The organism is Amycolatopsis sp. PSD-21, from assembly GCF_055561455.1.
Genome location: NZ_CM145712.1, coordinates 700,171 through 724,298, shown reverse-complemented (window position 1 = coordinate 724,298; position 24,128 = coordinate 700,171). Strand labels below are relative to the sequence as shown.

28 protein-coding genes, 3 tRNA genes and 1 pseudogene are annotated in these 24,128 nt (G+C 68.3%); 15 read left to right on the top strand and 17 right to left on the bottom strand.

The window, feature by feature from the left end; translation table 11 throughout:
* Positions 1-32: 32 nt before the first annotated feature.
* A complete protein-coding gene (gene rplJ / locus ACZ1DY_RS03780; protein WP_192747811.1) occupies positions 33-584 on the bottom strand; it encodes a 50S ribosomal protein L10 in 552 nt (183 codons plus the stop codon).
* 329 nt (positions 585-913) lie between these two features.
* Here rplJ and ACZ1DY_RS03775 point away from each other — a divergent pair, with 329 nt between their 5' ends.
* Positions 914-1,759 carry a hypothetical protein gene (locus ACZ1DY_RS03775; RefSeq protein ID WP_465483623.1) on the top strand — a complete coding sequence of 282 codons (846 nt, stop codon included), beginning with the start codon at positions 914-916 and terminating at the stop codon, positions 1,757-1,759.
* Between the two features lie 198 nt (positions 1,760-1,957).
* Here ACZ1DY_RS03775 and ACZ1DY_RS03770 read toward each other — a convergent pair whose 3' ends face one another.
* From ACZ1DY_RS03770 to ACZ1DY_RS03745, 6 genes are all read right to left on the bottom strand, one after another.
* On the bottom strand, positions 1,958-2,722 hold the full coding sequence (locus ACZ1DY_RS03770) for an alpha/beta fold hydrolase (RefSeq protein WP_465483622.1): 765 nt from the start codon (positions 2,720-2,722) through the stop codon (positions 1,958-1,960).
* Between the two features lie 77 nt (positions 2,723-2,799).
* On the bottom strand, positions 2,800-3,513 hold the full coding sequence (gene rplA / locus ACZ1DY_RS03765) for a 50S ribosomal protein L1 (RefSeq protein WP_126733323.1): 714 nt from the start codon (positions 3,511-3,513) through the stop codon (positions 2,800-2,802).
* Between the two features lie 82 nt (positions 3,514-3,595).
* On the bottom strand, positions 3,596-4,030 hold the full coding sequence (rplK, locus tag ACZ1DY_RS03760) for a 50S ribosomal protein L11 (protein ID WP_005152062.1): 435 nt from the start codon (positions 4,028-4,030) through the stop codon (positions 3,596-3,598).
* Between the two features lie 78 nt (positions 4,031-4,108).
* Positions 4,109-4,948: a transcription termination/antitermination protein NusG gene (gene nusG, locus ACZ1DY_RS03755; protein ID WP_257489283.1), complete on the bottom strand. Its 840-nt coding sequence runs from the start codon at positions 4,946-4,948 to the stop codon at positions 4,109-4,111.
* Positions 4,949-5,024: 76 nt separating this feature from the next.
* Positions 5,025-5,477, bottom strand: coding sequence for a preprotein translocase subunit SecE (gene secE / locus ACZ1DY_RS03750; protein ID WP_007031001.1), 453 nt, complete (start codon positions 5,475-5,477; stop codon positions 5,025-5,027).
* Between the two features lie 27 nt (positions 5,478-5,504).
* Positions 5,505-5,577 (bottom strand) — tRNA-Trp (locus ACZ1DY_RS03745).
* A 206-nt stretch (positions 5,578-5,783) separates the two neighbouring features.
* Between ACZ1DY_RS03745 and ACZ1DY_RS03740 the strand changes: the two are divergent.
* Positions 5,784-6,292: pseudogene (locus ACZ1DY_RS03740) on the top strand (PLP-dependent aminotransferase family protein).
* Positions 6,289-7,185: a TIGR03619 family F420-dependent LLM class oxidoreductase gene (locus ACZ1DY_RS03735; RefSeq protein WP_465483621.1), complete on the top strand. Its 897-nt coding sequence runs from the start codon at positions 6,289-6,291 to the stop codon at positions 7,183-7,185. Before ACZ1DY_RS03740 ends, ACZ1DY_RS03735 begins: the two are co-directional and overlap by 4 nt.
* Positions 7,186-7,222: 37 nt before the next feature.
* Here ACZ1DY_RS03735 and ACZ1DY_RS03730 read toward each other — a convergent pair whose 3' ends face one another.
* Entirely contained in the window at positions 7,223-7,438 is a 216-nt protein-coding gene (locus ACZ1DY_RS03730; protein WP_126733319.1) for a hypothetical protein, read from the bottom strand.
* Between the two features lie 118 nt (positions 7,439-7,556).
* Between ACZ1DY_RS03730 and ACZ1DY_RS03725 the strand changes: the two genes are divergently transcribed.
* Positions 7,557-8,492, top strand: coding sequence for an SGNH/GDSL hydrolase family protein (locus ACZ1DY_RS03725; protein WP_465485817.1), 936 nt, complete (start codon positions 7,557-7,559; stop codon positions 8,490-8,492).
* Between the two features lie 53 nt (positions 8,493-8,545).
* Here the strand turns inward: ACZ1DY_RS03725 and ACZ1DY_RS03720 are convergent, their stop codons facing one another.
* From ACZ1DY_RS03720 to ACZ1DY_RS03695, 6 genes are all read right to left on the bottom strand, one after another.
* The gene (locus tag ACZ1DY_RS03720) at positions 8,546-8,950 is read right to left on the bottom strand and encodes a MaoC family dehydratase (protein WP_465483620.1); all 405 of its coding nucleotides are present in this window, start codon (positions 8,948-8,950) and stop codon (positions 8,546-8,548) included.
* Positions 8,947-9,396, bottom strand: a complete 450-nt coding sequence (locus ACZ1DY_RS03715; RefSeq protein WP_034304171.1) for a MaoC family dehydratase N-terminal domain-containing protein — start codon at positions 9,394-9,396, stop codon at positions 8,947-8,949. The genes ACZ1DY_RS03720 and ACZ1DY_RS03715 overlap by 4 nt, the downstream gene beginning before the upstream one ends.
* 87 nt (positions 9,397-9,483) lie before the next feature.
* Positions 9,484-9,648, bottom strand: a complete 165-nt coding sequence (rpmG, locus tag ACZ1DY_RS03710) for a 50S ribosomal protein L33 (protein WP_005152047.1) — start codon at positions 9,646-9,648, stop codon at positions 9,484-9,486.
* Between the two features lie 45 nt (positions 9,649-9,693).
* A tRNA-Met gene (locus ACZ1DY_RS03705) sits at positions 9,694-9,766 on the bottom strand.
* A 49-nt stretch (positions 9,767-9,815) separates the two neighbouring features.
* Positions 9,816-9,888, bottom strand: a tRNA-Thr gene (locus ACZ1DY_RS03700).
* A 79-nt stretch (positions 9,889-9,967) separates the two neighbouring features.
* On the bottom strand, positions 9,968-12,583 hold the full coding sequence (locus ACZ1DY_RS03695) for a putative bifunctional diguanylate cyclase/phosphodiesterase (protein ID WP_126733316.1): 2,616 nt from the start codon (positions 12,581-12,583) through the stop codon (positions 9,968-9,970).
* Between the two features lie 280 nt (positions 12,584-12,863).
* On the opposite strand from ACZ1DY_RS03695, the gene ACZ1DY_RS03690 reads away from it, so the two are divergent.
* The 6 genes from ACZ1DY_RS03690 (at position 12,864) to ACZ1DY_RS03665 (ending at position 19,264) form a co-directional block, all read left to right on the top strand.
* Positions 12,864-13,802 carry a GNAT family N-acetyltransferase gene (locus ACZ1DY_RS03690; RefSeq protein WP_257489287.1) on the top strand — a complete coding sequence of 313 codons (939 nt, stop codon included), beginning with the start codon at positions 12,864-12,866 and terminating at the stop codon, positions 13,800-13,802.
* A 19-nt stretch (positions 13,803-13,821) separates the two neighbouring features.
* Positions 13,822-14,670, top strand: a complete 849-nt coding sequence (locus ACZ1DY_RS03685; RefSeq protein ID WP_126733314.1) for an SAM-dependent methyltransferase — start codon at positions 13,822-13,824, stop codon at positions 14,668-14,670.
* A gap of 166 nt (positions 14,671-14,836) precedes the next feature.
* On the top strand, positions 14,837-17,239 hold the full coding sequence (gene lon, locus ACZ1DY_RS03680; protein ID WP_465483619.1) for an endopeptidase La: 2,403 nt from the start codon (positions 14,837-14,839) through the stop codon (positions 17,237-17,239).
* A 167-nt stretch (positions 17,240-17,406) separates the two neighbouring features.
* Complete coding sequence (locus ACZ1DY_RS03675) at positions 17,407-17,607, top strand: hypothetical protein (RefSeq protein WP_465483618.1); 201 nt, start codon at positions 17,407-17,409, stop codon at positions 17,605-17,607.
* Positions 17,604-18,107 (top strand): helix-turn-helix domain-containing protein, encoded by a 504-nt coding sequence (locus ACZ1DY_RS03670; protein WP_257489289.1) that lies wholly within the window; start codon positions 17,604-17,606, stop codon positions 18,105-18,107. Before ACZ1DY_RS03675 ends, ACZ1DY_RS03670 begins: the two co-directional genes overlap by 4 nt.
* The gene (locus ACZ1DY_RS03665) at positions 18,104-19,264 is read left to right on the top strand and encodes a PhoX family protein (RefSeq protein WP_257489290.1); all 1,161 of its coding nucleotides are present in this window, start codon (positions 18,104-18,106) and stop codon (positions 19,262-19,264) included. Before ACZ1DY_RS03670 ends, ACZ1DY_RS03665 begins: the two co-directional genes overlap by 4 nt.
* Before the next feature lie 202 nt (positions 19,265-19,466).
* On the opposite strand, the gene ACZ1DY_RS03660 is transcribed toward ACZ1DY_RS03665, so the two are convergent.
* The gene (locus ACZ1DY_RS03660) at positions 19,467-20,117 is read right to left on the bottom strand and encodes a DedA family protein (RefSeq protein ID WP_257489291.1); all 651 of its coding nucleotides are present in this window, start codon (positions 20,115-20,117) and stop codon (positions 19,467-19,469) included.
* A gap of 135 nt (positions 20,118-20,252) precedes the next feature.
* On the opposite strand from ACZ1DY_RS03660, the gene ACZ1DY_RS03655 reads away from it, so the two are divergent.
* From ACZ1DY_RS03655 to ACZ1DY_RS03640, 4 genes are read left to right on the top strand one after another with little or no spacing between them, the layout of a single operon-like run.
* Entirely contained in the window at positions 20,253-21,404 is a 1,152-nt protein-coding gene (locus ACZ1DY_RS03655; protein WP_465483617.1) for a sensor histidine kinase, read from the top strand.
* Positions 21,395-22,039: a response regulator gene (locus tag ACZ1DY_RS03650; RefSeq protein WP_465483616.1), complete on the top strand. Its 645-nt coding sequence runs from the start codon at positions 21,395-21,397 to the stop codon at positions 22,037-22,039. The genes ACZ1DY_RS03655 and ACZ1DY_RS03650 overlap by 10 nt, the downstream gene beginning before the upstream one ends.
* 43 nt (positions 22,040-22,082) lie before the next feature.
* Entirely contained in the window at positions 22,083-22,373 is a 291-nt protein-coding gene (locus ACZ1DY_RS03645; RefSeq protein WP_465483615.1) for an ArsR/SmtB family transcription factor, read from the top strand.
* A complete protein-coding gene (locus ACZ1DY_RS03640) occupies positions 22,370-22,759 on the top strand; it encodes a VOC family protein (RefSeq protein ID WP_306856048.1) in 390 nt (129 codons plus the stop codon). The genes ACZ1DY_RS03645 and ACZ1DY_RS03640 overlap by 4 nt, the downstream gene beginning before the upstream one ends.
* 54 nt (positions 22,760-22,813) lie before the next feature.
* Here ACZ1DY_RS03640 and ACZ1DY_RS03635 read toward each other — a convergent pair whose 3' ends face one another.
* Together ACZ1DY_RS03635 and ACZ1DY_RS03630 are read right to left on the bottom strand one after the other, a co-directional pair.
* A complete protein-coding gene (locus ACZ1DY_RS03635) occupies positions 22,814-23,194 on the bottom strand; it encodes a VOC family protein (protein ID WP_126733305.1) in 381 nt (126 codons plus the stop codon).
* Between the two features lie 49 nt (positions 23,195-23,243).
* Positions 23,244-23,387: a hypothetical protein gene (locus ACZ1DY_RS03630; RefSeq protein ID WP_240595860.1), complete on the bottom strand. Its 144-nt coding sequence runs from the start codon at positions 23,385-23,387 to the stop codon at positions 23,244-23,246.
* A 97-nt stretch (positions 23,388-23,484) separates the two neighbouring features.
* Here ACZ1DY_RS03630 and ACZ1DY_RS03625 point away from each other — a divergent pair, with 97 nt between their 5' ends.
* On the top strand, positions 23,485-24,123 hold the full coding sequence (locus ACZ1DY_RS03625) for a TetR/AcrR family transcriptional regulator (RefSeq protein ID WP_192747797.1): 639 nt from the start codon (positions 23,485-23,487) through the stop codon (positions 24,121-24,123).
* Positions 24,124-24,128: the final 5 nt, after the last annotated feature.

Sequence of the window (24,128 nt, the reverse complement as noted above, 5' to 3'; positions counted from 1 at the left end):
GAAACGAACTAAAAGTTCGGGGTGGGGGGTGTTCAGCTCTCGGCGGGTGCTTCGGCTGCTTCGGTACCGGCGTTGCGCTGCTTCTCCTCCAGCGCGGCAGCCAGGCGGGCGACCTGGGACGCCGGCGCCTGGAACAGCGCGGCGGCCTGGGACAGCTTCGCCTTGAACGCGCCCGCCGCCTTGGCGAGCAGGACCTCACGGCTGTCGAGATCGGCGATCTGGTTGATCTCGTCCACGGACAGCGTCTTGCCGTCCATGTAGCCGCCCTTGATCACAAGCGCGTTGTTGTCCTTCGCGAAGTCGCGAAGCGCCTTCGCGGCGTCAACAGCTTCACCTTCGACGAAGGCGATAGCGGTCGGGCCGACGAACAGGTCCTCGAGACCCTCGATTCCGGCGTCCGTGGCGGCACGCTGGACAAGGGTGTTCTTCGCGACCCGGTACTTGGCATTGGTGCCGAGAGCGCGGCGCAGCTGGGACAGCTGGGACACGGAGAGGCCGGTGTACTGGGTAACGACTGTGGCCGAGCTGGTGCGGAAGCGCTCCGCGATCTCGGCGACGGCCGCCTCCTTGTCGGGCTTCGCCATGGTCGCCTCCTCTCTTGGCTAGTGGTCCACTGGCCTTGAGAGCCCTGAAACGACGAAACGCCCCAGCGCAGACAGGCGCGGGGCGTCAGGGCGAACGACGGAGTACGTCGCGAGCGAGCCTCGTTCCTCCTGCGCGGGTCGCCCGCCCTAGCGGGGCCTTCGTTCTCCGGGTCAGATGACCAGGAGAAGACCAGCGGTCTTCGGTAGAACCTTGACAAGAATACGTGACCCTGTTTCGCCCCCGGCACGGCCCCCCTCTCAAGTCGCGTTCAGCGGGCTAAACGCGACCGGCGGAGTGCGATGGAGGGCTCGCGAGGCATCATGGTGACGTGGCGGAGCAGCGTGATGACGGAAAGCCGGACAACGAGCCCGGCACGGACATCGAGCCCAAGGCGGGAGGTCAGCCCGCGCCCCGGCTGGACGACGAGCAACTGCGTCAGTTCCAGCAGTTTCAGCAGTTCCAGGACTATCTGAAGTTCACTGAGGCGCAGAAGCAGGGCCTCGTGCCGTCGCAACCCGCGCAAGCCATGACCCAGCACTACGGAGGTCAGCCTCCGGCGCCTCCCGGACCGCCGCCCGGCGAGCTCGTGCCGGCCCCTCGGCCGCGCATGCCGCGCTGGCTGCGACGTCTGGGTGGGAAGCTGCTCGCCTGGATCATCGTGATCTTGCTGATCTGCATCGGCGCGACCATCGCCTACCGGCAGATCTTCCCCAGCGACGCCGGACAGGACACGGCGACGTTCGTCCAAGGCGGCGGCGGCAAGCACCGCACCAACCAGGTGCTGTCGACCAACCCGTGGGAGGCCGTGCGGGCCATCTACGACACGATCGGCAAGCCGTACCCGCCCGCCACCCGCGTCGAGAAGGTCTGCCTGTCGATGAGCGAACAGGCGCAGGCCCAGTTCGCCCGCAACCTCGGCTACCCGGACTGCGCGACCGCCGTCCCGGCTCTGAACGCCAAGGTCACCGACATCACGCCGTACATCTACGCGGTGCGCCCGATGTCGAGCGTCGTCCCGCGGCAGAACCTGACGATCCACTCGTGCTGGTACAGCATCCGCGGTGGTCCCCTGCTGGGCAGCTTCACCCTGCAGGAAGTCGAGATGGGCCAGTGGCTGATCACCGGGCACGCGAACTCCCCCGCCCCCTGCCCCGCCCCGCCCACCGGCAACTGACCTGGGTGTTTCCACCCCCAGCTCGCGATTAGGGGGCTAAACGCACGTGCCCACCGGATCGCGTTTAGCCCGCTAAAGGCGACGCGCCCCCGCATCGCGTTTAGCCCGCGAAACGCGACGCGCGGCCCGGATCGCGATTAGCCCGCGAAACGCAGGTCGCGCGCCGGATCGCGATTAGGGGGCTAAACGCACGTCCGGTCAGAAGTCGTGCGACGTGAGGAAGCCGGTCAGCGCGGAGCCGAAGGCGGGGTGCATGACGGCGGCCATGTGGTCGCCGGGGACGCGGACGAGGCGGGCGCCGGCGATGGCGGCGGCCAGGCGTTCGGGTTCCGCGGCCAGCGGGTCGGTGTCCCCGGCCAGGATCAGGGTCGGCACCGCGATCGCCGTCAGGTCCAGTTTCGGATTCGCGGTCCCGCGTGCGACGGCCGCCAGCGCGATCCGGTCCGCCCGCAGGGCGTCGGCCAGCAGCCGAAAAGGCGCCGAAGACGGCGGAAGGGTCGCGGGGTCCGAAGCGAGCAGTGCCTCGCTGATCGCCTCCGGCGTGACGACGCGGGTGTCGACGCCGCCGAAGTCGACGATCCCCGAACCGACGCCCCCGATCGCGAGACACCGGATCCGCGGGTCGGCGGCCACCGCGCCGAGCGCGATCATCGCGCCCATCGAGTAGCCGACCATCGACACCTGGTCGAGGTTCAGCGTGTCGAGCAGCGCCGAGACGTCACGGACCATCGCGTCGTCCGCGTAACTCGCCTCGTCGTGCGGTTTCGCCGACCGCCCGTGGCCGCGCGCATCGAGGCTGATCACGGTCAGCCCCGCGTCCTGGAGGGTGTCGACGACGCCCGGCGCGATCCAGTTGGCGTTCGTGTCCGCGGCGAAGCCGTGCTGCAGCAGAACCGGACGTCCTCCGCCTTCCCAAACGGTGTAGTTCAGCTGAAGCCCGTCGAACGACGCGAAGGTAGGCATGCCCTCAAGCAAACACGAAAAAGGGGCGGCCCCGCCGTAGCGGGACCGCCCCCTTCTCAGTGATGTCTAACTCAGACTCACGCGTCCTCGGAGAGGAGGTTGCGGGTCCGGGCCGGGTCGACCGGGACACCCGGGCCCATCGTCGTGGAGATCGTGACCTTCTTCAGGTAGCGACCCTTCGCCGACGAGGGCTTGGCGCGGAGGATTTCGTCCAGCGCGGCCGCGTAGTTCTCCACCAGCTTCTCGGTGTCGAACGAGGCCTTGCCGATGACGAAGTGCAGGTTGGCCTGCTTGTCCACGCGGAAGTTGATCTTACCGCCCTTGATGTCCGTCACGGCCTTCGCGACCGCGGGGGTCACGGTGCCGGTCTTCGGGTTCGGCATCAGGCCACGCGGGCCGAGGATGCGGGCGATACGGCCGACCTTCGCCATCTGGTCCGGCGTCGCGATCGCGGCGTCGAACTCGAGCCAGCCACCCTGGATGCGCTCGATCAGTTCGTCGGTGCCGACCACGTCCGCGCCGGCGGCCTCGGCCTCGGCGGCCTTGTCACCAACGGCGAAAACGATGACGCGGGCGGTCTTACCGGTGCCGTGCGGCAGGTTCACGGTGCCGCGGACCATCTGGTCGGCCTTCCGAGGGTCGACACCGAGGCGCATGGCGACCTCAACGGTGGCGTCCATCTTCTTGGAAGAGGTCTCCTTGGCCAGCTTCGCGGCCTCGAGCGGGGCGTAGAGCCGCTCGCGGTCCACCAGCTCAAGAGCCTGACGGTAGGCCTTGCTGTGCTTGGGCATTGCTTCTGTCCTTAACTCTTCAACGGATCAGTGTGGTGTTGGAGCCAGCACTTGGCTCTCCCACGGTGGTGCGGGGTGGAACTCAGTCGACGACCGTGATGCCCATCGAGCGGGCGGTGCCGGCGATGATCTTCGCGGCCTGGTCGATGTCGTGCGCGTTCAGGTCGGATTCCTTGGTCTTCGCGATGTCGCGGACCTGGTCCCAAGTGACCTTGGCGACCTTGGTCTTGTGCGGCTCGCCGGAACCCTTCTCCACGCCCGCGGCCTTCAGCAGCAGCTTCGCGGCCGGCGGCGTCTTGAGCTTGAAGTCGAACGTGCGGTCTTCGTACACGGAGATCTCGACCGGGACGACGTCCCCGCGCTGCGACTCGGTCGCGGCGTTGTAGGCCTTGCAGAACTCCATGATGTTGACGCCGTGCTGACCCAGCGCGGGGCCGACCGGCGGCGCGGGGTTGGCCGCACCCGCCTTGATCTGCAGCTTGATGATCGCCGCAAGCTTCTTCTTCTTGGGTGGCATTTCGTTTGTTCCTTCTTACTGACTTGAGTCCCCCGCACACCTGCCAGTACGCGGGGACTGCCGGCCGTCTGGCGGCCGTCAGATCTTGGAGACCTGGTTGAACGACAGCTCGACCGGGGTCTCCCGGCCGAAGATCGACACCAGGACCTTCAGCTTCTGTCCGTCCACGTTGACCTCGGAGATCGTCGCGGGCAGCGTCGCGAACGGGCCGTCCATGACGGTGACCGACTCGCCGACCTCGAAGTCGACCTCGACCGCGGGCGCACCGAGCTGGGACTCGGCGGAAGCGGACTCACCCTTGCCGGGCTTGGCGGGGGCGGCCGTCTCGACCTTGGGCGCGAGGAACTTGAGCACCTCGTCCACGGTCAGCGGCGACGGACGCGAGGTGGCGCCGACGAACCCGGTGACGCCCGGCGTGTTGCGCACCGCGCTCCACGAGGCGTCGTTCAGGTCCATGCGGACCAGGATGTAGCCGGGCAGCACCTTGCGCTGCACCTGCTTGCGCTGGCCGTTCTTGATCTCGGTGACCTCTTCGGTCGGGACCTCGATCTGGAAGATGTAGTCCTCGACGTCCAGCGTCTGGGTCCGGGTTTCGAGGTTGGTCTTCACCTTGTTCTCGTAACCCGCGTACGAGTGCACGACGTACCACTCACCGGGAGCGGCGTTGAGTTCCGCGCGCATCTTCGCGACCGGGTCGACGTCCTCGTCGGCCTCGGGCTCGGCGGCGGTGTCGTCGGTCTCGGCGGACGCCTCGTCGGCCTCCGCGGCATCTCCGGCTTCGTCGACCTCGTCGCCTGCGGCGGGCACCTCGACGGAGTCCAGGTGCTCGGACTGCTCGTCGCCGAGTGCCGCGTGCACCTGCTCGTCGGAAAGCTCGGTCAGCTCATGACCGGCTGCTGTGCCGTTGTCGGAGGTCACGTTCCGTCCTCTCAGTTGATCGGTTGCCGTGGCGCAGGCCTCCGTACGGTGCCCTCAGGCGCCGCGAACGGCTGCCTCAGCTGCCGAAGACGGCACCGACGACCTCTTTGAAGGCCAGGTCGAGGCCGCTCACCAGCGCCACCATGAACACCACGAAGACCAGCACCACCGCGGTGTAGGTGACCATCTGCTTGCGGTTCGGCCAGATGACCTTGCGCAGCTCGGCCCAGACCTCACGGATGAAGCGCATCAGCCGGGCGAAGATCGACGCCTGCTTCGGCTTGCGGTCGCGCTTCGGGGTCGCCGTGCCTTTGGCGTCCTTGGACTTCTCGGTCTTGTCCCCGGCCTTCGCCTTGCCGGCGGGGCGGGTCTTGTCGTCCGACTTGGCGTCGGCCTTACCGGACGGGCGCGCGGACGCACGGCGCTCACGCCGGGCAGCGGCGGTCACCGGGCGGGACTGCTCGTCGGGCTTCTGCCCGGCGCCGTCCTGCGCCTTCTCACCGCTGGCGTCGCTGTCGCTCACGACCACTCCTCCGCCTTCACCAGTTCGCTAACGCAGGGGTGACAGGACTTGAACCTGCAACCTGCGGTTTTGGAGACCGCTGCTCTGCCAATTGAGCTACACCCCTTTGGAACCCCGATGCTCTGGAGCTCCCGAGGACGCATTCCATCGTCCCCACCGCCGTGGCGGGGATGACCGTAGTGCGTTCCGAGACCAGAAGTCTACGGCAACCCCCGAACAGCTTCGCAACCGCGCCCCTCAAAGCGGCGCGGAGCAGCCTTCCGCGGGGAAACTCCCCCACGGCCGACCCCATGATCGTGCCACGATGTCGCCATGAGCGCTCCCGCACCCTCGCCTTCGACGGCCGACCGCGTCTCGGCTCGCGTCGGCGGCATCACGCCGGCGGTCGACGCGAAGGCCCGGGAGTTCGAGGCGCGGGGCGTCCGGTGATCGGATTCGGCGCCGGGCAGCCGGCCGCGGGCGGACTCCCGGAACGGGCGGTCCACTCGGCGTTCGCGACGCTGCTCGCGCCGTACTGGGCGACGTACTCGGAGTCGATCACCGTCGAGCGGGTCGAGGCGACCGGGCGCCCGGCACACGAAAACGGTCTCTGGGGCATCACCGACGAGATGATCCCGGATGTGGAAACTCTGGTGCCACTCGGTGCTTTTTACGTCTACCCGCCGATGAAAGCCTTGCCAGACAAGGAAATTCGCGGAGTGCGCGCAGCCGATGAAGCGTTCGGGACGCCGGGAGACTTCCGGATTTCCTATGCGCTGGACGAAAACGATCTCGCCGAAGGGATCACCACGATGGATCTTCTGCTCGCGGAAGCACGGTGACCGTGATGCGCCTGGGAATCGCTCTTCCGCAGTACGGCCCCCTCGCGTCGCTGGACGCCGTCACCGGTTTCGCCGCGGCCGCCGAGGAGCTCGGGTACGAGTCCTTGTGGGTCGGGGATCGCGTGCTGGCCCCGGTGTCGCCGTCGGACTTCTACCCCGGCGGCACGCCGGAACGGCCGTACCCGCCCGAGTTCGTCACCTTCGGCGATCCGCTGATCCTGCTGACCGTCGCCGCGAGCGTCACGAACAAGGTCCGGCTGGGCACCAGCACGCTCACCGGAACGGTCTATCCGGCCGTCGTGCTCGCCCGGATGCTCACATCACTGGATCAGGTGAGCGGTGGCCGCCTGGACGTCGGCTTGGGCATCGGCTGGCTTCGCGACGAGTACACGGCGACGGGCACGCCCTGGAAGGGGCGTGGCGCGCAACTGGAGGAGCTTCTCGACGTCCTTCGGAAGTTCTGGACCGGGGATCCGGTCGAGCACGAAGGCGAACGCTGGCGGGTCCCGGCGGCGAAGGTGGGATTGCGACCGGTGCAGAGCCCGCATCCGCCGGTGCTGCTGGGCGGGCTGTCGCCGGTGGCGCTGGACCGCGTGGGCCGCCGCGCGGACGGCTGGCTGCCCGCGGGGCTGCCCGCGCCGTATCTGGCGAAGCTCTGGGAGACCGTGGTGAGCTCGGCCGAGAAGGCGGGCCGCGACCCCGGCACGTTGCGGCGGGTCCTGCGGATCAACCCGAAGCCCGGCACCGATCTCCGAGAGGTCGCCGCGCAGCTGAAGGCGGCCGCCGAGACCGGGATCGCCGAAGCCTTCGTCGACCCGCACTACCTCGCGCGGGACGTGGGCCACGCCCTCGATCTCGCCGCCGAGCTGCGCGACCTCGTCCCCCGCGGCTGAAGGCCCTCCCCGGTCGCCGGGAAGGGCCCTCAACGGGTCAGGATTCGCCGTCGGCGAGCTGGACGAGCGCGTGGGCCTTCGCCGCGTACTTCCAGTTGCCGAGGTCCCGGATGGTCTTGATCTTGAGCTCGGCGAGGAGTTCGTCGTGCTTCTTGGTCAGGCCCTCGAGCGCGGACGGCGGAGCGTCCAGCACCTCGTTGATGCCTTTGTCCTCCCACGCCTTGTCGACCAGCTTGTTCAGGTTCAGGCTCACGTGATTTCGCCTTTCCTCGGGGCAACTACGCGCACCACCTTGAACGTGATCCACGTCTCAGGCAACCGGAGATCACCCGTTAACGCGTCGTTCACCGACGAGCGGACCGATGACAAATGTGACCCAGGTCGCGTACAACGAACGAGTGACGCGGCGAAGAACGGGCGGCGGCTGCCTCTTCCTGGTGATCGTGCTGTCCGTCCTGGGGATCGCGTACCACCTGTGGGAGCGCGGGACGTCGGTGACACCTGCGGGAGTCACCACTTCGGACGGTGCGGGCCGGTACGTGGCGCTGGGCGATTCCTACACGGCTTCGCCGGGCACCGGACGGCCTGTGGGCGAGCCGCCGGGTTGCGACCGCTCGGACAACAACTACCCGAGCCTGCTCGCCGCGAAGCTGCGTCCGGCCGAGTTCGTCGACGCCAGCTGCGGTGGCGCCACGACCGAACACCTCGCCGGCGAGCAGAAGACCCGGGACGGCACGAACGCTCCGCAGCTCGACGTGATCGACGCCGAGACGACTCTGGTGACCGTCGGGATCGGCGGCAACGACGTGGGCTTCGTCGGCTTCGCGAACCAGTGCGCGACGCAGGTGCAGACCGCTTCGCCCTGCAAGACCCAGCTGACCGCTGGCGGGCGCGACCAGCTGGCCGAGCGGATCGCCGCCGCGGCGGGCAGGCTCGGCGGGATTCTGGACCAGATCCGCTCGAAAGCTCCTTCGGCACGCATCGTGGTCGTGGGGTACCCGACGGTACTTCCGGACGACGACGCCGCTTGCTGGCCGGTCCTGCCGGTCGGCGCGGGCGACGTGGCCTACTTCCGCGACTCGCTGAAGCGACTGAACGAGGCGTTGCAGGAGACGGCGAAGGAGCACGACGCGGGCTTCGCCGACATGTCGACAGCGAGCAAGGGGCGGGACATGTGCAGCGCCGCGAACCGGCGCTGGGTCGAAGGCCCCGCTCCTTCCGTGCCCGCGGCGCCGCTGCATCCGAACGCGCGGGGCGCGGAGGGGATGGCGGAAGTCATCGAGAAGCTGCTGAAGCTGGCGTCGTGAGTGGCGATTCGGGTTAGAACCCGAATCGCCACTCACGACCACCTGTACCGAGGTCAGGCGCGGACGATCGCCTGCGCCTTGCCCAGGACGGCCTTGCCCTCGAACTTGGCGGTGATGTCGACGCGGGCGGTGCCGTCGTCGTTGACCACGGCGACCTTCCCGGTGAACTCGATCGTCGCCGCGCCGTCGTTCGGCACGACCACGGGGCGCGTGAAGCGCGCGAAGTAGTCGACGAGACGGCCGGGGTCGCCGAGCCAGTCGGTGACGAGCCGCGCCCCGAGCGCCATCGTCAGCATCCCGTGCGCGATGACGTCGGGCAGCCCGACGTCCTTCGCGAAGGCCTCGTTCCAGTGGATGGGGTTGAAGTCCAGCGACGCGCCGGCGTAGCGCACCAGCTGGTCGCGGGTGACGTCGATGGTCAGCGGGGCCAGTTCTTCCCCGGCGGTGAACGTGCTCACGCGTCCTCCCCTCGGACCACGAGCTGGGCGTTCGTGGTGGCGATCGGGCCGCCGTCGGCGCCGGAGATCTCGGCGCGCAGGTTGATGAAGTCGTTCCCGGCGCGGGTCATGATGTTGTCGATGTACGTGGTGAGCGACAGGACGTCGCCCGCGTGCACCGGCCGCGTGTAGGTGAACCGCTGGTCGCCGTGGACCATCCGCGAATAGTCGAGACCCAGCTCGGGGTCCGAGACGATCGCGTTGATCGAGGCGAGGTTGATGATCGTCAGGAACGTCGGCGGCGCGATGACGTCGGGGTAGCCGGCCGCCTTCGCCGCTTCGGTGTCGCGATAGAGCGGGTTCGCGTCGCCGAGCGCGTCGGCGAACTCCCGGATCTTCTCGCGACTCACTTCATAGGTACTGGTCGGCGGGTACACCCGCCCGGTGAACGACTGGTCCAAGGCCACCCGGGCAGGCTACCGAACCCGGAAAAACCCGAAGCCGCCCTGGTGACCAGGACGGCTTCGGGTGAGACAGGTAGAACCGCTAGACGCTCAGCGGGTCTCTTTGTGAGTCCGGTGCGTACCGCAGTTCGGGCAGAACTTCTTCATCTCCAGGCGATCCGGGTTGTTGCGCCGGTTCTTCTTGGTGATGTAGTTGCGGTGCTTGCACTCCTCACACGCGAGCGTGATCTTCGGTCGCACGTCAGTGGCAGCCACAGCATTTCCTTCTCTACTAGGCCTGGGATACCCAGGATTACCGCGTAGCGGTGGCCGGACTTGAACCGGCGACACAGCGATTATGAGCCGCTTGCTCTGCCAGCTGAGCTACACCGCCTTACATGAACCTGGCCGCGACACGCTTACGTGACGCGGCTGAGGTCGCGAGCCCCTTTACGGAATCGAACCGTAGACCTTCTCCTTACCATGGAGACGCTCTGCCGACTGAGCTAAAGGGGCCTTGCCTCTCGCGAGGACTTGGAAAGATTACCAACTTCGGGGGACCCCGATTTCAGGGGGGTCCCCTTACCGCAAAACCTCAGGTCAGCAGGGTCAGGACGGTCTCGGAGTGCCGTCCCGGCGAGCGGGCCGTCCGGGCCTGCAGCCACGCCTCCAGGCGGTCCTCCGGCAGCGGCCGCGAGATGAGGTAGCCCTGCGCCACGTCACAGCCCATCGCTTCGAGCTGATCCCGCGCGACGTCCTCCTCGACGCCCTCCGCCACGACCGTGAGGCCGAGCGAGTGGCCAAGCTCGACGATGGAGCGCACGACGGCGAGGTCGCCGAGGTCGGTACCCATGCCGAGGACGAAGCTCTTGTCGATCTTGACCTGGTCGACCGGGAGCTGCCGCAGGTACGCCAGCGACGAGTAGCCGGTGCCGAAGTCGTCGACGGCGAGCACGATGCCCAGCGAGTGCAGCTCCCGCAGGATCGGCAGCGCCTTCTGCGGGTCGGACATCACACCGGACTCGGTCAGCTCGAAGGTGAGCAGTTCCGGCGGGATGCCGAAGCGGTCGAGTTCGCGCGCGACCTTCGTCGGGAAGTCCTCGTCGGCCAGGTTCCGCACCGAAAGGTTCACCGCGGCGGAGATGCGCAGGCCTTCGTCGAGCCACTTGCGCACACGCTTCAACGATTCTTCGAGCACGAACGACGTCAGGACGCCGATGAGGCCGGCGGCTTCGATCGCCGGGACGAACTCGTCGGGCCCGAGCCTGCCGAACTCCGGATGCACCCAGCGAACGAGCGCCTCGACGCCTTGGATCTGCCGGTTCGGCAAGGTGATCTTCGGCTGGTAGTGGACGCTCAGCTGGCCTTCTTCCAGCGACTGCCGGAACTGCGTGACCATCTGGAACCGGCGCATGAAGATCTGGCCCATGCTGGCCATGTAGCCGCGGACCTCTTCGCCGCCCTTCGTGGCGCGGACGGCGACGTCGGCGCGCTGCAGGAGCCCGTCGACGTCGACCTGGTCGTCGTCTTCCGCCGACGAAGTGGCGTAGCCGATCATCGCGTTGGCTTCGACGGAGAGCCGGTCCACCGGGTACGGCGCCACGAGCTCGGCGCGCAGCAGTTCCGCGGCGGCCTGGGCGCGTTCCGGCGCGCAGCCGACGAGGAGCGCCGCGAAGGACGCGCCTTCGAGCCTGGCGAGCGGGACGTCGGGGCCGAGCGCGTCGCGGATCCGGCGCCCGGCGGCGATGACCATCCGGTCGGCCCACACGTAACCGAGGGCGTCGCTGACGGTGGAGAAGACGTCGAGGTCGATCCGGAGCACGACCGCGTCGACCTGTTCCCGCAACGGTTCCTTGGCGACCTGGCGGAAGCCCGGCCGGTTGAGCAGTCCGGTCAGCGGGTCGTGGTAGGCGTCGTGGCGCAGGGTCGCGAGGAGGCGCCGGTTGTCCAGCGACGTCGCGAGGTGACTGGCCATCGTGCCGAGCAACTGGACGTCGTACTTGCCGAACCCGCGCCAGCGGGACAGCCTGTCGTGCGCTTCGACGACGCCGAGGAGCTGGTTCGCGCTGCGCAGCGGGACGACCAGCGCCTCCTGCGCGCCGCGGTCGAGCAACGCGGAACGGACGTCGGGGTTGGCTTCGGTGATCCGGAAGTGCCGGACGTGCGCACCGGGCAGGCGCAGCAGCGGGTCGTCGGCGGCCGGGTCGACGGGCGGCAGCTCGTCGCCCGCGACGACCATCCGCATGGTGTCCTTCGGTTCCAGCCGGAGCCTGAGCACGACCCGGCCGGCGGCCAGCTGGTCCTTGATGCGTTCGGCGATGGTCGCCCACTCGCGGACGTCGACACCGCCGACGAGTTCGTCCGCGCGCCCGGCAGGCCGCGCGGCGGCCTGTTGACCGGAGCGCGCGACCATCAGGCTGACGTCGGACAACGCTTCCATGTCGCGCTGCTCGCGCAGGAGATCCGAGTACGCCCAGTACAGCGCGGTGAGCCCGAGGAAGACGGCCAGCACGAGCGGCCAGGCCTTCGGCGTCCCGGAAATGACCAAATATCCCGAAAGACCGACCGAAGCGTTGACGAAGCCGACGACGAGGATGCGGCCGGTCAGCCGGATCGCGGTGCTGACCCGCATGCGGCGGCGCAGCACGCGGACGGCGGCGAGCGCGAGCAGCGTGCTGACCAGCGGCGCGGTCAAAGTGCCCGCCAGCGCGGCGATCCAGGTCATGTCGTGGGCGCCGGAGGCCTGCTTCACCAGTCCTGCCACGGCGAACGCGCCGGTGATCTCCAGCAGGAAGGCGCCGGCGTTGTAGAGCACGCGGCCCGCGACCTTGCGGGCCAGCAGTGTCCCGATGCCCGCCGCGAGATGGGCGGCGAGCACGACTTCGAAGGGAGCGACGAAGAATCCGATGACCAGTGGGATCTCGGTGAACGAGATCGTCCACGAGATGCCGCTGCGGACGTCGACGTTGATGCCGAGCTGTTCGGCGAGCAGGAACGCGAGCGCGAGGATCGGCCCGATCCACAACAGGTCGTCCGAAGCCTCGAAGTCCAGCCAGAGGCTGACCGCGGCCGCGGCGGCGATGCCCATGGTGAGTACCGCGAAGGTGTAGACGCGGAATCGTCGCTCGTCGGTACGAGCCTCCGTAACGGCGCCTCCCTTGCCCGCTGTCGCCTGTGCGGCGCTCCCGGGCCTGCCGTTCGTGTCCGGCATCCGACCTTCCTTCCCGGCTGCCCAACCGGTCTTGTCCTACCGCGACCTCGGGGACGAGGGCAATACAGTACCCCGGAGGGCGTACCCGAGTCCCATTCGAGACAGTATGAGATCACCCCAGGGTTAACAATGGGCGCGTCGCGCTGACCTGCGTGGACCAAGGGGTGAAATGGGAGCGTTATTCGCGTTCCTCCCGACTACCGGAAGTCACCTGACGCCACGCCCCGGCCAATCTCGTGAAGTTCCCGGCGGACCCGTGAGTAGGGGCTTGAATAGCCCTATGAATAGCCACGCCATCGCCGCCGGGCACGCCGAGCGGCTCGCCACCGTGGACGCCCTGCTCCCCGAAATGCCTGCACTGGAGCCTGCGGAGGGCTCCGTGTCACTCTCCGCGACGGATGGCGACTCGGCCGCCGCCGGATTGTCGGTACGGACCGAGGCGGGTCCCGATTCCGTTGACTCTCCGTGGCGGGCCCTCGTCGAGCATCGCCTAGAAGCGCGGCTCACCGGTCCCCGCCCGGAAGCGGCCCTTGACGCATTACTCACCCGATGGGATGAACATCTGAAGACCGTGGCCCCACCTGGGGATGTCGAGACCGCGGCGACCGTCGTGCGGCCGAGCCGGGACTCCCCCGGCTCGGCCGAATTGCTGCGCCGCGGCTTCGCGCCGGTGCTGGTGATCGCGGTCCGCCCAGCCGACCGGCTCGCCGCGACGGGGCCGCCCGCCACGCCCGGGGTGCACATCCGGCCCGCCGAAGCGGATGATCTCGAAACCGCCGTCGGACTCGAACTGGAATTGCAGCGCTACGACGCGCAGTTCGGTTCTGTCACTTTGCGCGAGGGCGCGGAGGAAACGATCAGGGCGGAGCTGTCGAAACACGTCGGCCGCGAAAATCCGACGTTGTGGATCGCCGAACTGTACGGACGGCCGCTGGGCATGGTCCGGGTGCAGTTCCCCGGCGAGACGGGGTGGATCGACGGCCGGGTCGCGGCCGAGCGCGTCGGCTACCTGTCTTCGCTGGCGGTGGCCGAACCGGCGCGGTCGAGCGGGGTGGGGACGGCGCTCGCCGCGCACGCGCACCAGGTCTTCGACGAATGCGGCACCGAAGCCGTGCTGCTGCACCACGCGCTGGCCAACCCGCGCTCGACGCCGTTCTGGTACGCGCAGGGCTACCGGCCGCTCTGGACGTACTGGCAGCGGCGACCGGCGGTGCCCTGATCCCGATAGGCTCGTTTTCGTGAAGAAGGACGAGGACGCGGCCCCGGTGGCGCCGACCGGGGTCGACACCGAGAAGCCGTCCGCGGCGAGGATCTACGACTGGTTCCTCGGCGGGACCCACAACTGGGCGGTCGACCGCGAGTTCGCCCGGGCGCTGGAGAAGCAGTGGCGATGGGTCAAACCAGGCGCGCGGCACAACCGCGAGTTCATGAACCGGGTCGTGCGCGCGGCGCTGGACGCCGGGATCCGGCAGTTCATCGATCTGGGCTCCGGTGTCCCGACCGCCGGGAACGTGCACGAGATCGTCCAGGAGGAACTGGAGCCGGGCGATACGGCGAAGGTCGTGTACGTCGACTACGAGCCGGTGGCGGTGGCGCACGCGGAGCTGATCCTCGAACGGCACGAGGCGACCGAGTGGGCCGGGATCATCCAGGCCGACATGCGGCGGCCGAAGGACGTCCTGCGGCATCCGGAGACGCTGCGGCTGATCGATTTCGATCAGCCCGTCTGCCTGATGATGATGGCCGTCCTGCATTTCGCCGGACCGCACGACGATCCGCCCGCGCTGGTCGCGGCGTACCGGAACGCGCTGGCGCCGGGCAGCTGGCTGGGGTTGTCGCATATGAGCTTCGGCGGCCAGACGGGCGAGGACGCGGACGGGCTGCACTGGATGGTCGAGCAGTACCGGAAGACGAGCAATCCGGTGTGGATGCGGGACCGCGAAGAGATCGAGCCGCTCTTCGGGGACTGGCCGCTGCTGGAGCCCGGCGTCGTCCACCTGCCCGACTGGCGACCGGTGCGGGAGCTGCGGCGGGACGAGGAAGGTGCCCGGCCGTTCGCGTGGTGCGGGGTCGCCGTCCACCCCTGACATCCGACCTATCGCCGCAACGCGTCGCGTTTAGCCCGCTAAACGCGACGCGTGGGCGTTAGAGGTCGGAGGGAAGGGTGATCGCTGACGGCGAACGCGCGGAGGAAACAAACGGGTCGATCGGAGAGTTGAGCTAGACAGACTCAACTAACCGAGGAGTGCACAGATGACCGACAACCGCCTCCTGCCCGTCCTCCCGCTCGATGACGACGTCGTGCTGCCGGGCATGATCGTCCCGCTCGACCTCGCCGACACGGAGACGCGCGCCGCGGTGGAGTCCGCCCAGGCCAACACGCCTGCCCAGGCTTCCTTCCCGGGGATCCGGTCCAGCGCCGCCACCAAGGCCGAAGTGCTGATCGTCCCCCGCGTCCACGGCGAATACGCCGAACTCGGCACCATCGCGACCGTCGAGCGCATCGGGCGCGTGCCCGGCGGCAAGACCGCGGTGCTGCTGCGCGGCACGCGTCGCGCCATCGTCGGCCGCATCGCCGACGGCCCCGGCGCCGCCCGCTGGGTGCACGCCGAGGTCGCCACCGAGACCAGCGACGACAACGCCGCGAAACTCGCGTCGGAGTACAAGTCCGTCGTCATCGCGATCCTCCAGCAGCGTGGCGGCTGGCAGATGATCGACGCCGTCCAGGAGGTCGAAGACCCGTCCGCGGTCGCCGACCTCGCGGGCAACTCGTCCTATCTCAAGACCGAGCAGAAGCTCGAACTGCTGACCACGCTCGACGTCTCCACCCGGCTGGAGAAGGCCCTCGAATGGAGCCGCGAGCAGCTGGCCGAGCTCGAAGTGACCGACACCATCCGCAAGGACGTCCAGGAGGGCATGGAGAAGCAGCAGAAGGAGTTCCTGCTGCGCCGCCAGCTCGAAGCGATCCGCAAGGAGCTGGGCGAACTCGACGGCACGGCCAACGACGACGACTACCGCGCCCGCGTCGAGGCCGCCGAACTGCCGGACGCGGTCAAGAAGGCCGCACTGTCCGAAGTGGACAAACTGGAGCGGACCTCCGACCAGTCCCCCGAGGGCGGCTGGATCCGCACGTGGCTGGACACCGTCCTCGAACTGCCGTGGAACGAGCGCACCACCGACGTCCACGACATCGCCGCCGCGCGTGACATCCTCGACGCCGACCACGCCGGTCTCGACGACGTGAAGGAACGCATCATCGAGTACCTGGCCGTGCGCAAGCGTCGCGCGGAGTCCGGGCTCGGCCCGGTCGGCGGCCGTCGTTCGGGCGCGGTGCTGGCGCTCGCCGGCCCTCCCGGGGTCGGCAAGACGTCGCTTGGCGAGTCCGTGGCGAAGGCGATGGGCCGCAAGTTCGTCCGCGTGGCGCTCGGCGGTATCCGCGACGAGGCCGAGATCCGCGGTCACCGCCGCACCTACGTCGGCGCGCTGCCCGGCCGGATCGTCCGAGCCATCAAGGAAGCGGGCTCGATGAACCCGGTCGTGCTGCTCGACGAGATCGACAAGGTCGGCGCCGACTACCGCGGCGACCCGACGGCCGCGCTGTTGGAGGTGCTGGACCCGGAGCAGAACCACACTTTCCGCGACCACTACCTCGAGGTCGAGCTCGACCTGTCCGACGTCGTGTTCCTGGCGACGGCGAACGCGCTCGAGACCATCCCCGGCCCGCTGCTGGACCGGATGGAGCTGGTCACCCTCGACGGCTACACCGAGCACGAGAAGGTCACCATCGCCCGCGACCACCTGCTCCCCCGCGAGCTGGAGCGCGCCGGGCTCGGCAAGGACGACGTCACGCTGACCGACGGCGCGTTCAGCCGCATCGCCGCCGAGTACACGCGGGAAGCCGGGGTGCGCAACGCGAACCGGACGATCGCGAAGGTTCTGCGGAAGGTGGCGACCAAGGTCGCGCTGGACGAGGTCGAGCTGCCGCTGACGATCGACGCCGATGGGCTCGAGACCTACCTCGGCCGTCCGCGGCACCTGCCGGAGTCCTCACTGCCCGCGTCGACGCAGCGCACGTCGACCCCGGGCGTGGCGACGGGGCTGGCGGTGACCGGCGCCGGCGGTGACGTCCTCTACATCGAGGCGTCGCTGGCGGATCCGGAGTCCGGCTCGACCGGGCTGTCGCTGACCGGCCAGCTGGGTGACGTGATGAAGGAGTCGGTGCAGATCGCGTTGTCGTACCTGCGTTCGCGCGGCGCCGAGCTGGAACTGCCGGTCGGAGACCTGAAGGACCGCGGCATCCACGTGCACGTCCCCGCGGGCGCGGTGCCCAAGGACGGGCCGAGCGCCGGCATCACGATGACGACCGCGCTGGCGTCCCTGCTTTCGGGCCGGGTCGTGAAGTCGGACGTCGCGATGACCGGTGAGGTGTCGCTGACCGGGCGGGTCCTGCCGATCGGCGGGGTCAAGCAGAAGCTGCTGGCCGCGCACCGGGCGGGGATGAAGACGGTGATCATCCCGCAGCGCAACGAGCCCGACCTGGACGACGTCCCGGCCGAGGTGCTGGCACAGCTGGACGTCCACGCCGTGGCGAACGTCCGCGAGGTGCTGGACATCGCGCTGGCCCCGGCGACGGCCCCGGTCGCCCAGGCGGCGTAACGACGTGAGCCCTGAAGCCCCGGATCCTGCCAAGGATCCGGGGCTTTCGGCTTTCCGAGATCCGGACGAACCCGGACATTGCTCAGCCTTAAACTCCCTATCACGTTTTGATAACGTGTATTGCGTGCCACCCAGCCGGGGTGCGTGATCCTTGAGAGGGCAAGGTCATGAGTCAAGAAATTCTTTCCCCGTTGCGGCCGAGGCGCAGGTGCGTTTCGGCCGGTCAGATCGTCTGTCTGAGCATTCTCGCCGGTTTCACCGCGGCGCTGACCTTCGCCGGCACCAGCGCCTCGATCGCCGCGGGCATCGCCATCGCCCTGTTCGGCGCCGTTCTCCGCCACCCCGTGCCCGCCAGGGCACACCGATGAACACCGAATCCGAGTTCATGGCGCGACTGCGTGAACTGCGCGACCGAAGCGGCCTCAGCATCCGCGCGCTGGCCGCCGCGACCGGCTGGTCCCGCAGCACCTTGGCCGACACGCTGGCCCGGAACACCTTGCCTAGCAACGAAAAACAGCTGCGGGCGCTGTTGTGCGCCCTACTCCGGGTGGTTCCCGGAGAGCCGGAAGTCGACGAGTATCTCGCCGACTGGCGTCACCTGATCGGACGTCGTCACCACCGCAATGGCGGATACGCGCCGATCGATCGGATACTGCTCGCGTTGGCCGTCGCGGAACAACGCGGCGGGGCCGACGCCCCGGGACTCCGCAAAGCCCGGGAAATTGTGCTGAGCGAGGGTTCCCTACGAAAGTTCCCTTCTCGCGCTGAATATGCCGCGAATTCACCTGGAAGTCCCGTTCCGCCCGTACTCTCCGACCCGCTCCTTCCCGCACCACCACATCAGCGGATGTCTCGGAGGCATGAGTGAAGCGACGGAATTTCCTGCGCGCGGCCGTGGTCGGCGCCGGTGTCACGGCGTTCGGAAACAGGCTCTCGGGAGCGGCCCTCGCCGCGCCCGCCCAGAACGGACCCAGCCCGTACGGCGCGCTGCAGGCGGCCGACGCGAACGGGATCCAGCTGCCGGCGGGATTCACCAGCCGCGTGATCGCGCGGTCCGGCCAGAAGGTCGCGAACACCGGGTACACCTGGCACAGCGCCCCGGACGGCGGCGCGGTGTTCGCCGACGGCAGCGGCTGGATCTACGTGTCGAATTCGGAGATCACGCCCGGCGGCGGGGCGAGCGCGATCAAATTCGACGCGAGCGGGAACATCACCGGCGCCCATCGCATCCTCTCGAACACGCGCCAGAACTGCGCGGGCGGCAAGACTCCTTGGAACACCTGGCTTTCCTGCGAGGAGATCGACCTCGGGTTCGTCTACGAGTGCCAGCCGAACGGCCCGGCCACGGCCGCCGTCCAGCGGCCCGCGATGGGGAAGTTCAAGCACGAGGCCGCGGCGGCCGACCCGGTGCGCAAGGTCGTCTACCTGACCGAGGACACCTCGGACGGCTGTTTCTATCGCTTCGTCCCGACGACCTGGGGCAATCTTTCCGCCGGGACATTGCAGGTGCTCAAGGCGGGCACGGCGACCTCGGGCAGCTTCACCTGGGCGAACGTGCCCGACCCCGACGGCTCCCCCACCGCCACCCGCAACCAGGTGTCCGGCGCGAAGCGGTTCAGCGGCGGCGAAGGACTGCACTATGCCAACGACACCGCGTGGTTCACCACCAAGGGTGACAACCGCGTCTGGCAGCTCAACCTGACGAACAACACCTACGAGCTCGCCTACGACGACTCGCTGGTCAGCCCCGGCTCGGCCCCGCTGACCGGCGTCGACAACGTCACGGGGACCTCCTCGGGTGATCTGTTCGTCGCCGAAGACGGCGGCAACATGGAGATCTGCATCATCACGCCGAACGACATCGTGGCGCCGTTCCTGCGGATCAACGGCCAGAGCTCGTCGGAGATCTGCGGCCCGGCGTTCACCCCGGCGGGGAACCGGCTGTACTTCTCGTCGCAACGCGGTACCTCCGGTTCGTCCTCGGGCGGGATCACCTACGAGGTGACCGGCCCCTTCCGGTCCTGAGTGCCTGGTGGTGAACCCGCACCACGATCGACGTCGGCAGGGCGACCTGGTCAACCCTCTCCCGTTGACCGGCAAGGGCGCCCTGCCACCGCGATGGCGGGCGGGTTCACACAGTCGTGTCTCTTTTCCGAGTCCAACGTCGGCTCCGCCAACAGGCTCCGACACCGCGTGCGGGGCGCCCGGCCGGGCGCCCCGCACCGGCTCAGGCGTTGGTGCGGTTCTTCTCACGCAGCCTGTTCACCACGAAGAGCGTCAACGCGACCGCGACGGCGGCGATCACGAAGTACTGGAAGAACCCGGCGTACTTCTCGACCAGGTGCCAGCTCTCGCCGAGGCCGTAGCCGGCCAGCACGAACACCGTGTTCCAGATCAGGCTGCCCGCCGTGGTCAGGGCCAGGAACCGCCAGAACGGCATGCGCTCGATCCCGGCGGGCAGGGAGATGAGGCTGCGGAAGATCGGCACCATCCGGCCGAAGAACACCGCCTTGGTGCCGTGTTTCTGGAACCAGGCCTCGGTCTTGTCGAAGTCGGAGGTCTTGACCAGCGGGATCTTCGCCATCCAACGGCGGGTGCGGTCGCGGCCAAGCAGCAGTCCGAGGTAGTACACGATGATCGCGCCCGCGACCGAGCCGAACGTCGTCCACACCAGCGCTTCCACCAGGGTGAACGTGCCCTGGCTGGCGGAGAACCCGGCGAGCGGGAGCACCAGCTCACTGGGGATCGGCGGGAACAGGTTGTCCAGGCCGACGATGATCGCGGCACCCGGACCACCCAGCGCGTCCATCAGTGACACCGCCCAGCCGGCGAGTCCTCCCATCGGTTCACTGGCGGTTTGGGCGAGCAGGAGGTTCATGGCGGCCTTTCGTGGTCGTCTGCAGTTGCCAACGAACGTACGAATCACCCGGGTTCCGCACCCTGGGGTTAAGCGGCACAGATCACTGAGGAAAACCGCAGTACCCGTTTTCGGATACCCCGCTAACCTGGCGTTATGCCTGTCCCGGCAGCGATGCGCCGCTATCTGCGCAAGAGTCTCCGCGGCACGCTGGGCCTGGCGATCGGCGCCACGACAGCGGTCGCGGAGTTCTTCTACGTGCTCTTCGGCGGAATCGCGCTCGCCGTCCCCGCGCTGCGGCGACCTGTTTTCGCCGGCGCGCGGACACTGTCCGAAGTGGAACGACGGAGACTGGAGAAGTACTTCGGCGAAGAGAACGCCGCGGACTACACCGATCGGCGCGCGATGGCCTATCTCGTCCCGCGGTGCGTCATCGGCCTGCTCTGCGCCGCGATCTTCCTCATCGTCCTGCTGGGCGGTGGATCCGGGTTGATCATCGCCGCCCAGCTCCTCGACGGTCAGTCCCCCGGTGGGGGAGCGCCCGCCGACTGGTACGACCCGGTCACCACTCTCCTCTTCGGCGGGATCCTCGTTTTTCTGTGCCTGCAAGGACTGATCGGAGCCGCGACGCTGGATGCCAGGCTGGCGAGGCGGTTTTTCGGTCCCAGCACGAACGAACAGTTGCGCCGGCGGCTCTCCGAACTCACGACCAGCCGGGCAGAGGTGGTCGAGGCGGTCAACGGCGAGCGCCGCCGGATCGAGCGGGACCTGCACGACGGCGTCCAGCAGCGGCTCGTCGCGCTCGGCATGCTGCTCGGCCGGGCACGGCGGGCCACCGACCCGGACCGCGCGTCGGATCTGCTGCGGCAAGCGCACGAGGAATCCCAGCGCGCCCTCGTCGACCTGCGCGAGGTGTCGTGGCGGGTGTATCCGATCGCGCTGGACGCGGACGGGCTACATCCCGCGCTCGAAGCACTCGCGGAACGCTCGGGGATACCGGTCCACCTGCGGGTCGACCTGCCGGAACGACCACCGGCGGCCGTCGAGACCGTCATCTACTTCGTCGCGTCCGAAGCGGTCACCAATACGATCAAGCACGCCGCGGCGACGCGGATCGACATCGAGGCCGAGCGAGAGGGGGACAGCGTGCGGGTGCGGATCACCGATGACGGCACAGGTGGGGCGCGGGAGTCCGGCGGCGGTCTTTCCGGCCTCGCGCGGCGCGTCGCGGCCGCGGACGGGCAGTTCACTGTGGACAGTCCCATCGGCGGCCCGACCGTGGTGACGGCGGTGCTGCCGTGCGAGTGATCCTCGCCGAGGATTCGACGCTCCTGCGAGAGGGGCTGGTCCGGCTACTGGTCGAAGAGGGGCACGATGTCGTCGCGTCGGTCGGCGACGGCGACGCGCTCCTCTCGACGACGGCCGCCTACCGGCCGGACGTGATCGTCACCGACGTCCGCATGCCGCCGACCCATACCGACGAGGGTCTGCGCGCGGCGCTCGAGATCCGGAACCGCTGGCCGGAGATCGGGGTACTGGTGCTCTCGCAGTACGTCGAGAAGCGCTACGCCGCCGAGTTGATCACCGGTGACGTCGAACGCGTCGGCTATCTCCTCAAGGACAGGGTCGCCCAAGTGGGCGAATTCCTGGACGCGCTCGACCGTGTCGCCGCGGGCGGGGCGGCGTTCGATCCGGAGGTCGTCCGGCGGCTGCTCGCGCGGACCACCCATACCGATCCGCTCGGGAAACTGACCGTCCGCGAGCGCGAAGTACTGGAGAAAATGGCGCAGGGCCACACGAACGCCGGGATCGCCGGCTCGCTGTTCGTGTCGCTGAGCGCCGTCGAGAAGCACGTGAACGCCATTTTCGACAAGCTCGGGCTGGCCAGCACCGCCGGATACAGCCGCCGAGTCCTCGCGGTCCTGCGCTACCTCGGTTCCTGAGCCCAAGTTGACAGGCAAGTGACGACTTGCCTATAACGGAGTCGTGGACGGCGACCTGTTCAAGGCGATCGGCGACGCGACGCGACGCACCATCCTGGACGAGCTGACCGAAAAGGACGGTCAGACCCTGTTCGAGATCTGCGGCAGGCTGACCATGAAACACGGCCTCACCTCGTCACGGCAGGCCATCTCGCAGCATCTCGCGATGCTCGAACAGGCGGGCCTGGTGCACACCCGGCGGCAGGGCCGCTACAAGTTCCACCACATCGACACGAGCCCGCTGCGGTCGATCGTCGAGCGGTGGCCCATCGACCGAGAGGAATCCAACCCGTGATCCGGATCAACATCACCAGCGTCTTCGTGGACGACCAGGCCAAGGCACTGGAGTTCTACACCGAGAAACTGGGATTCATCAAGAAAACCGACGTACCCGCCGGCGAGGCCCGCTGGCTCACCGTGGTCTCACCAGCCAACCCCGACGGTGTCGAACTGCTGCTGGAACCGGACGGTCACCCCGCGGCGAAGCCGTTCAAGAAAGCGCTGACCGACGACGGCATCCCGTTCACCCAGTTCGCCGTCGACGACGTGTACGCCGAGGTCGACCGGCTCAAGGGCCTGGGCGTCGAGTTCACACAGGACGCCGTCGACATGGGGCCCGTGGTCACCGCCGTCTTCGACGACACCTGCGGCAACCTGATCCAGCTCGCCACGATGAAGTAGCGACGAAAAGCGGCGCTTGGTCCACTGTGGACCAAGCGCCGCCGTGAGAACTTCCTACTGCTGCACCCATTCCACGAGTTCCACGGGCACGCCGTTCGGGTCGGTGACCATGAGGAGGCGCTCTCCCCATGGCTCTTCCCGCAGCGGCAACGTGATCTCGACACCTTCGTCGCGCAGGCGCTTCTCCTCGGCTTCGAGGTTCTCGACCGTGAAGGCCACGATCACACCGGACGCGCGCTGCTGCCGCAGGTTCTCCGGCAGGACCTCGATTCCCGCCTGAAGCAGGACGATGGTCATCTTCGCGGTCTCATGCCCGAGGGAGACGAAACCCTCCGCGGCCATCTGCTCGGTGAAACCGAAGTGCTCGGTGAAGAAACGGCTGGATGCGGCGACGTCGTCGACGGTCAGCGAGACGGTGGAGGCAAGGACGTTCATGGGCTATCCCCTTCGGGTCGGCGGGTGGGTTTCCGGAGAAGCGGGCCGGTCAGTACGACCGGCGGCGCGGGACGCCGGTCGAGCGGCGCACCGGCATCGAGCGGCCCGGGAACGGCTGCTGGTGGCGGCGGTCGTTCCGGCGGACCTGGGCGCGGTTGGTGCCTTCGTTGCCTTGGGGGATTCGAGCGGTCAAGGAGCCTCTTCTCTCGCTGTTCGGTAGTACGGACGTAAGTTTACATCCGTCGCACCGTAAGTCAAGGATATTTTTACGACGGTGGTAAACTTCGCGCATGACCAGCACGGATGTGGGTTTGCGGGAGCTCAAGAAGCAGGAGACACGACAGCTGATCTCCGACCAGGCGACGCTGCTCTTCATCGAGAAGGGCTTCGAGGAGACCACGATCGCCGAGATCGCCGCGGCGGCGAGAGTCGCGAAGAAGACCGTCACGAACTACTTCGCACGCAAGGAGGACCTGGCACTCGACCAGCACGAGGAGTTCACGAACGGGCTGGCGAACGCCGTCCGGGACCGGAAGCCGGGTGAGTCGGCGCTGGCCGCGCTACGGCGCACCTTCCTGGACGCGGTGGCCGAGCACTCGCCCGTGATCGGCTTCACCGGGCCGGTCTTCGCCAAAATGGTCCTGGAGAGCCCGACCCTGACCGCCCGGCTGCGTGAACTGCACGAACTGCGGGAAGCGGCGCTCGCCGAACTGCTCGCGAGCGAGACCGGAGCCGACGCGGACGACGTCACCCCGGTCATGGCCGCCGCCGAGCTCAACGCGATCGACCGCGTCCTCTTCCGCGAGGTCCTCCGGCGCTCGCACGCCGGCGAAAGCAACGAAGAAATCGCCGCCGCGCTGACGAAGGCGACCCAACGGGCTTTCGAGTTGCTGGAACCGGCCTTCGGGGACTACGCGATCCGCGAATAGCCCTG

Coding starts and splice junctions, on each gene's coding strand:
- ACZ1DY_RS03655 (WP_465483617.1), top strand. CDS start 20,253: ATGCCTGTCCCGGCAGCGATGCGCCGCTATCTGCGCAAGAGTCTCCGC.
- ACZ1DY_RS03625 (WP_192747797.1), top strand. CDS start 23,485: ATGACCAGCACGGATGTGGGTTTGCGGGAGCTCAAGAAGCAGGAGACA.
- rplA (WP_126733323.1), bottom strand. CDS start 3,513: ATGCCCAAGCACAGCAAGGCCTACCGTCAGGCTCTTGAGCTGGTGGAC.
- ACZ1DY_RS03770 (WP_465483622.1), bottom strand. CDS start 2,722: ATGCCTACCTTCGCGTCGTTCGACGGGCTTCAGCTGAACTACACCGTT.
- ACZ1DY_RS03660 (WP_257489291.1), bottom strand. CDS start 20,117: ATGAACCTCCTGCTCGCCCAAACCGCCAGTGAACCGATGGGAGGACTC.
- ACZ1DY_RS03690 (WP_257489287.1), top strand. CDS start 12,864: ATGAATAGCCACGCCATCGCCGCCGGGCACGCCGAGCGGCTCGCCACC.
- ACZ1DY_RS03675 (WP_465483618.1), top strand. CDS start 17,407: ATGAGTCAAGAAATTCTTTCCCCGTTGCGGCCGAGGCGCAGGTGCGTT.
- lon (WP_465483619.1), top strand. CDS start 14,837: ATGACCGACAACCGCCTCCTGCCCGTCCTCCCGCTCGATGACGACGTC.
- rplK (WP_005152062.1), bottom strand. CDS start 4,030: ATGCCACCCAAGAAGAAGAAGCTTGCGGCGATCATCAAGCTGCAGATC.
- ACZ1DY_RS03635 (WP_126733305.1), bottom strand. CDS start 23,194: ATGAACGTCCTTGCCTCCACCGTCTCGCTGACCGTCGACGACGTCGCC.
- ACZ1DY_RS03670 (WP_257489289.1), top strand. CDS start 17,604: ATGAACACCGAATCCGAGTTCATGGCGCGACTGCGTGAACTGCGCGAC.
- rplJ (WP_192747811.1), bottom strand. CDS start 584: ATGGCGAAGCCCGACAAGGAGGCGGCCGTCGCCGAGATCGCGGAGCGC.
- ACZ1DY_RS03695 (WP_126733316.1), bottom strand. CDS start 12,583: ATGCCGGACACGAACGGCAGGCCCGGGAGCGCCGCACAGGCGACAGCG.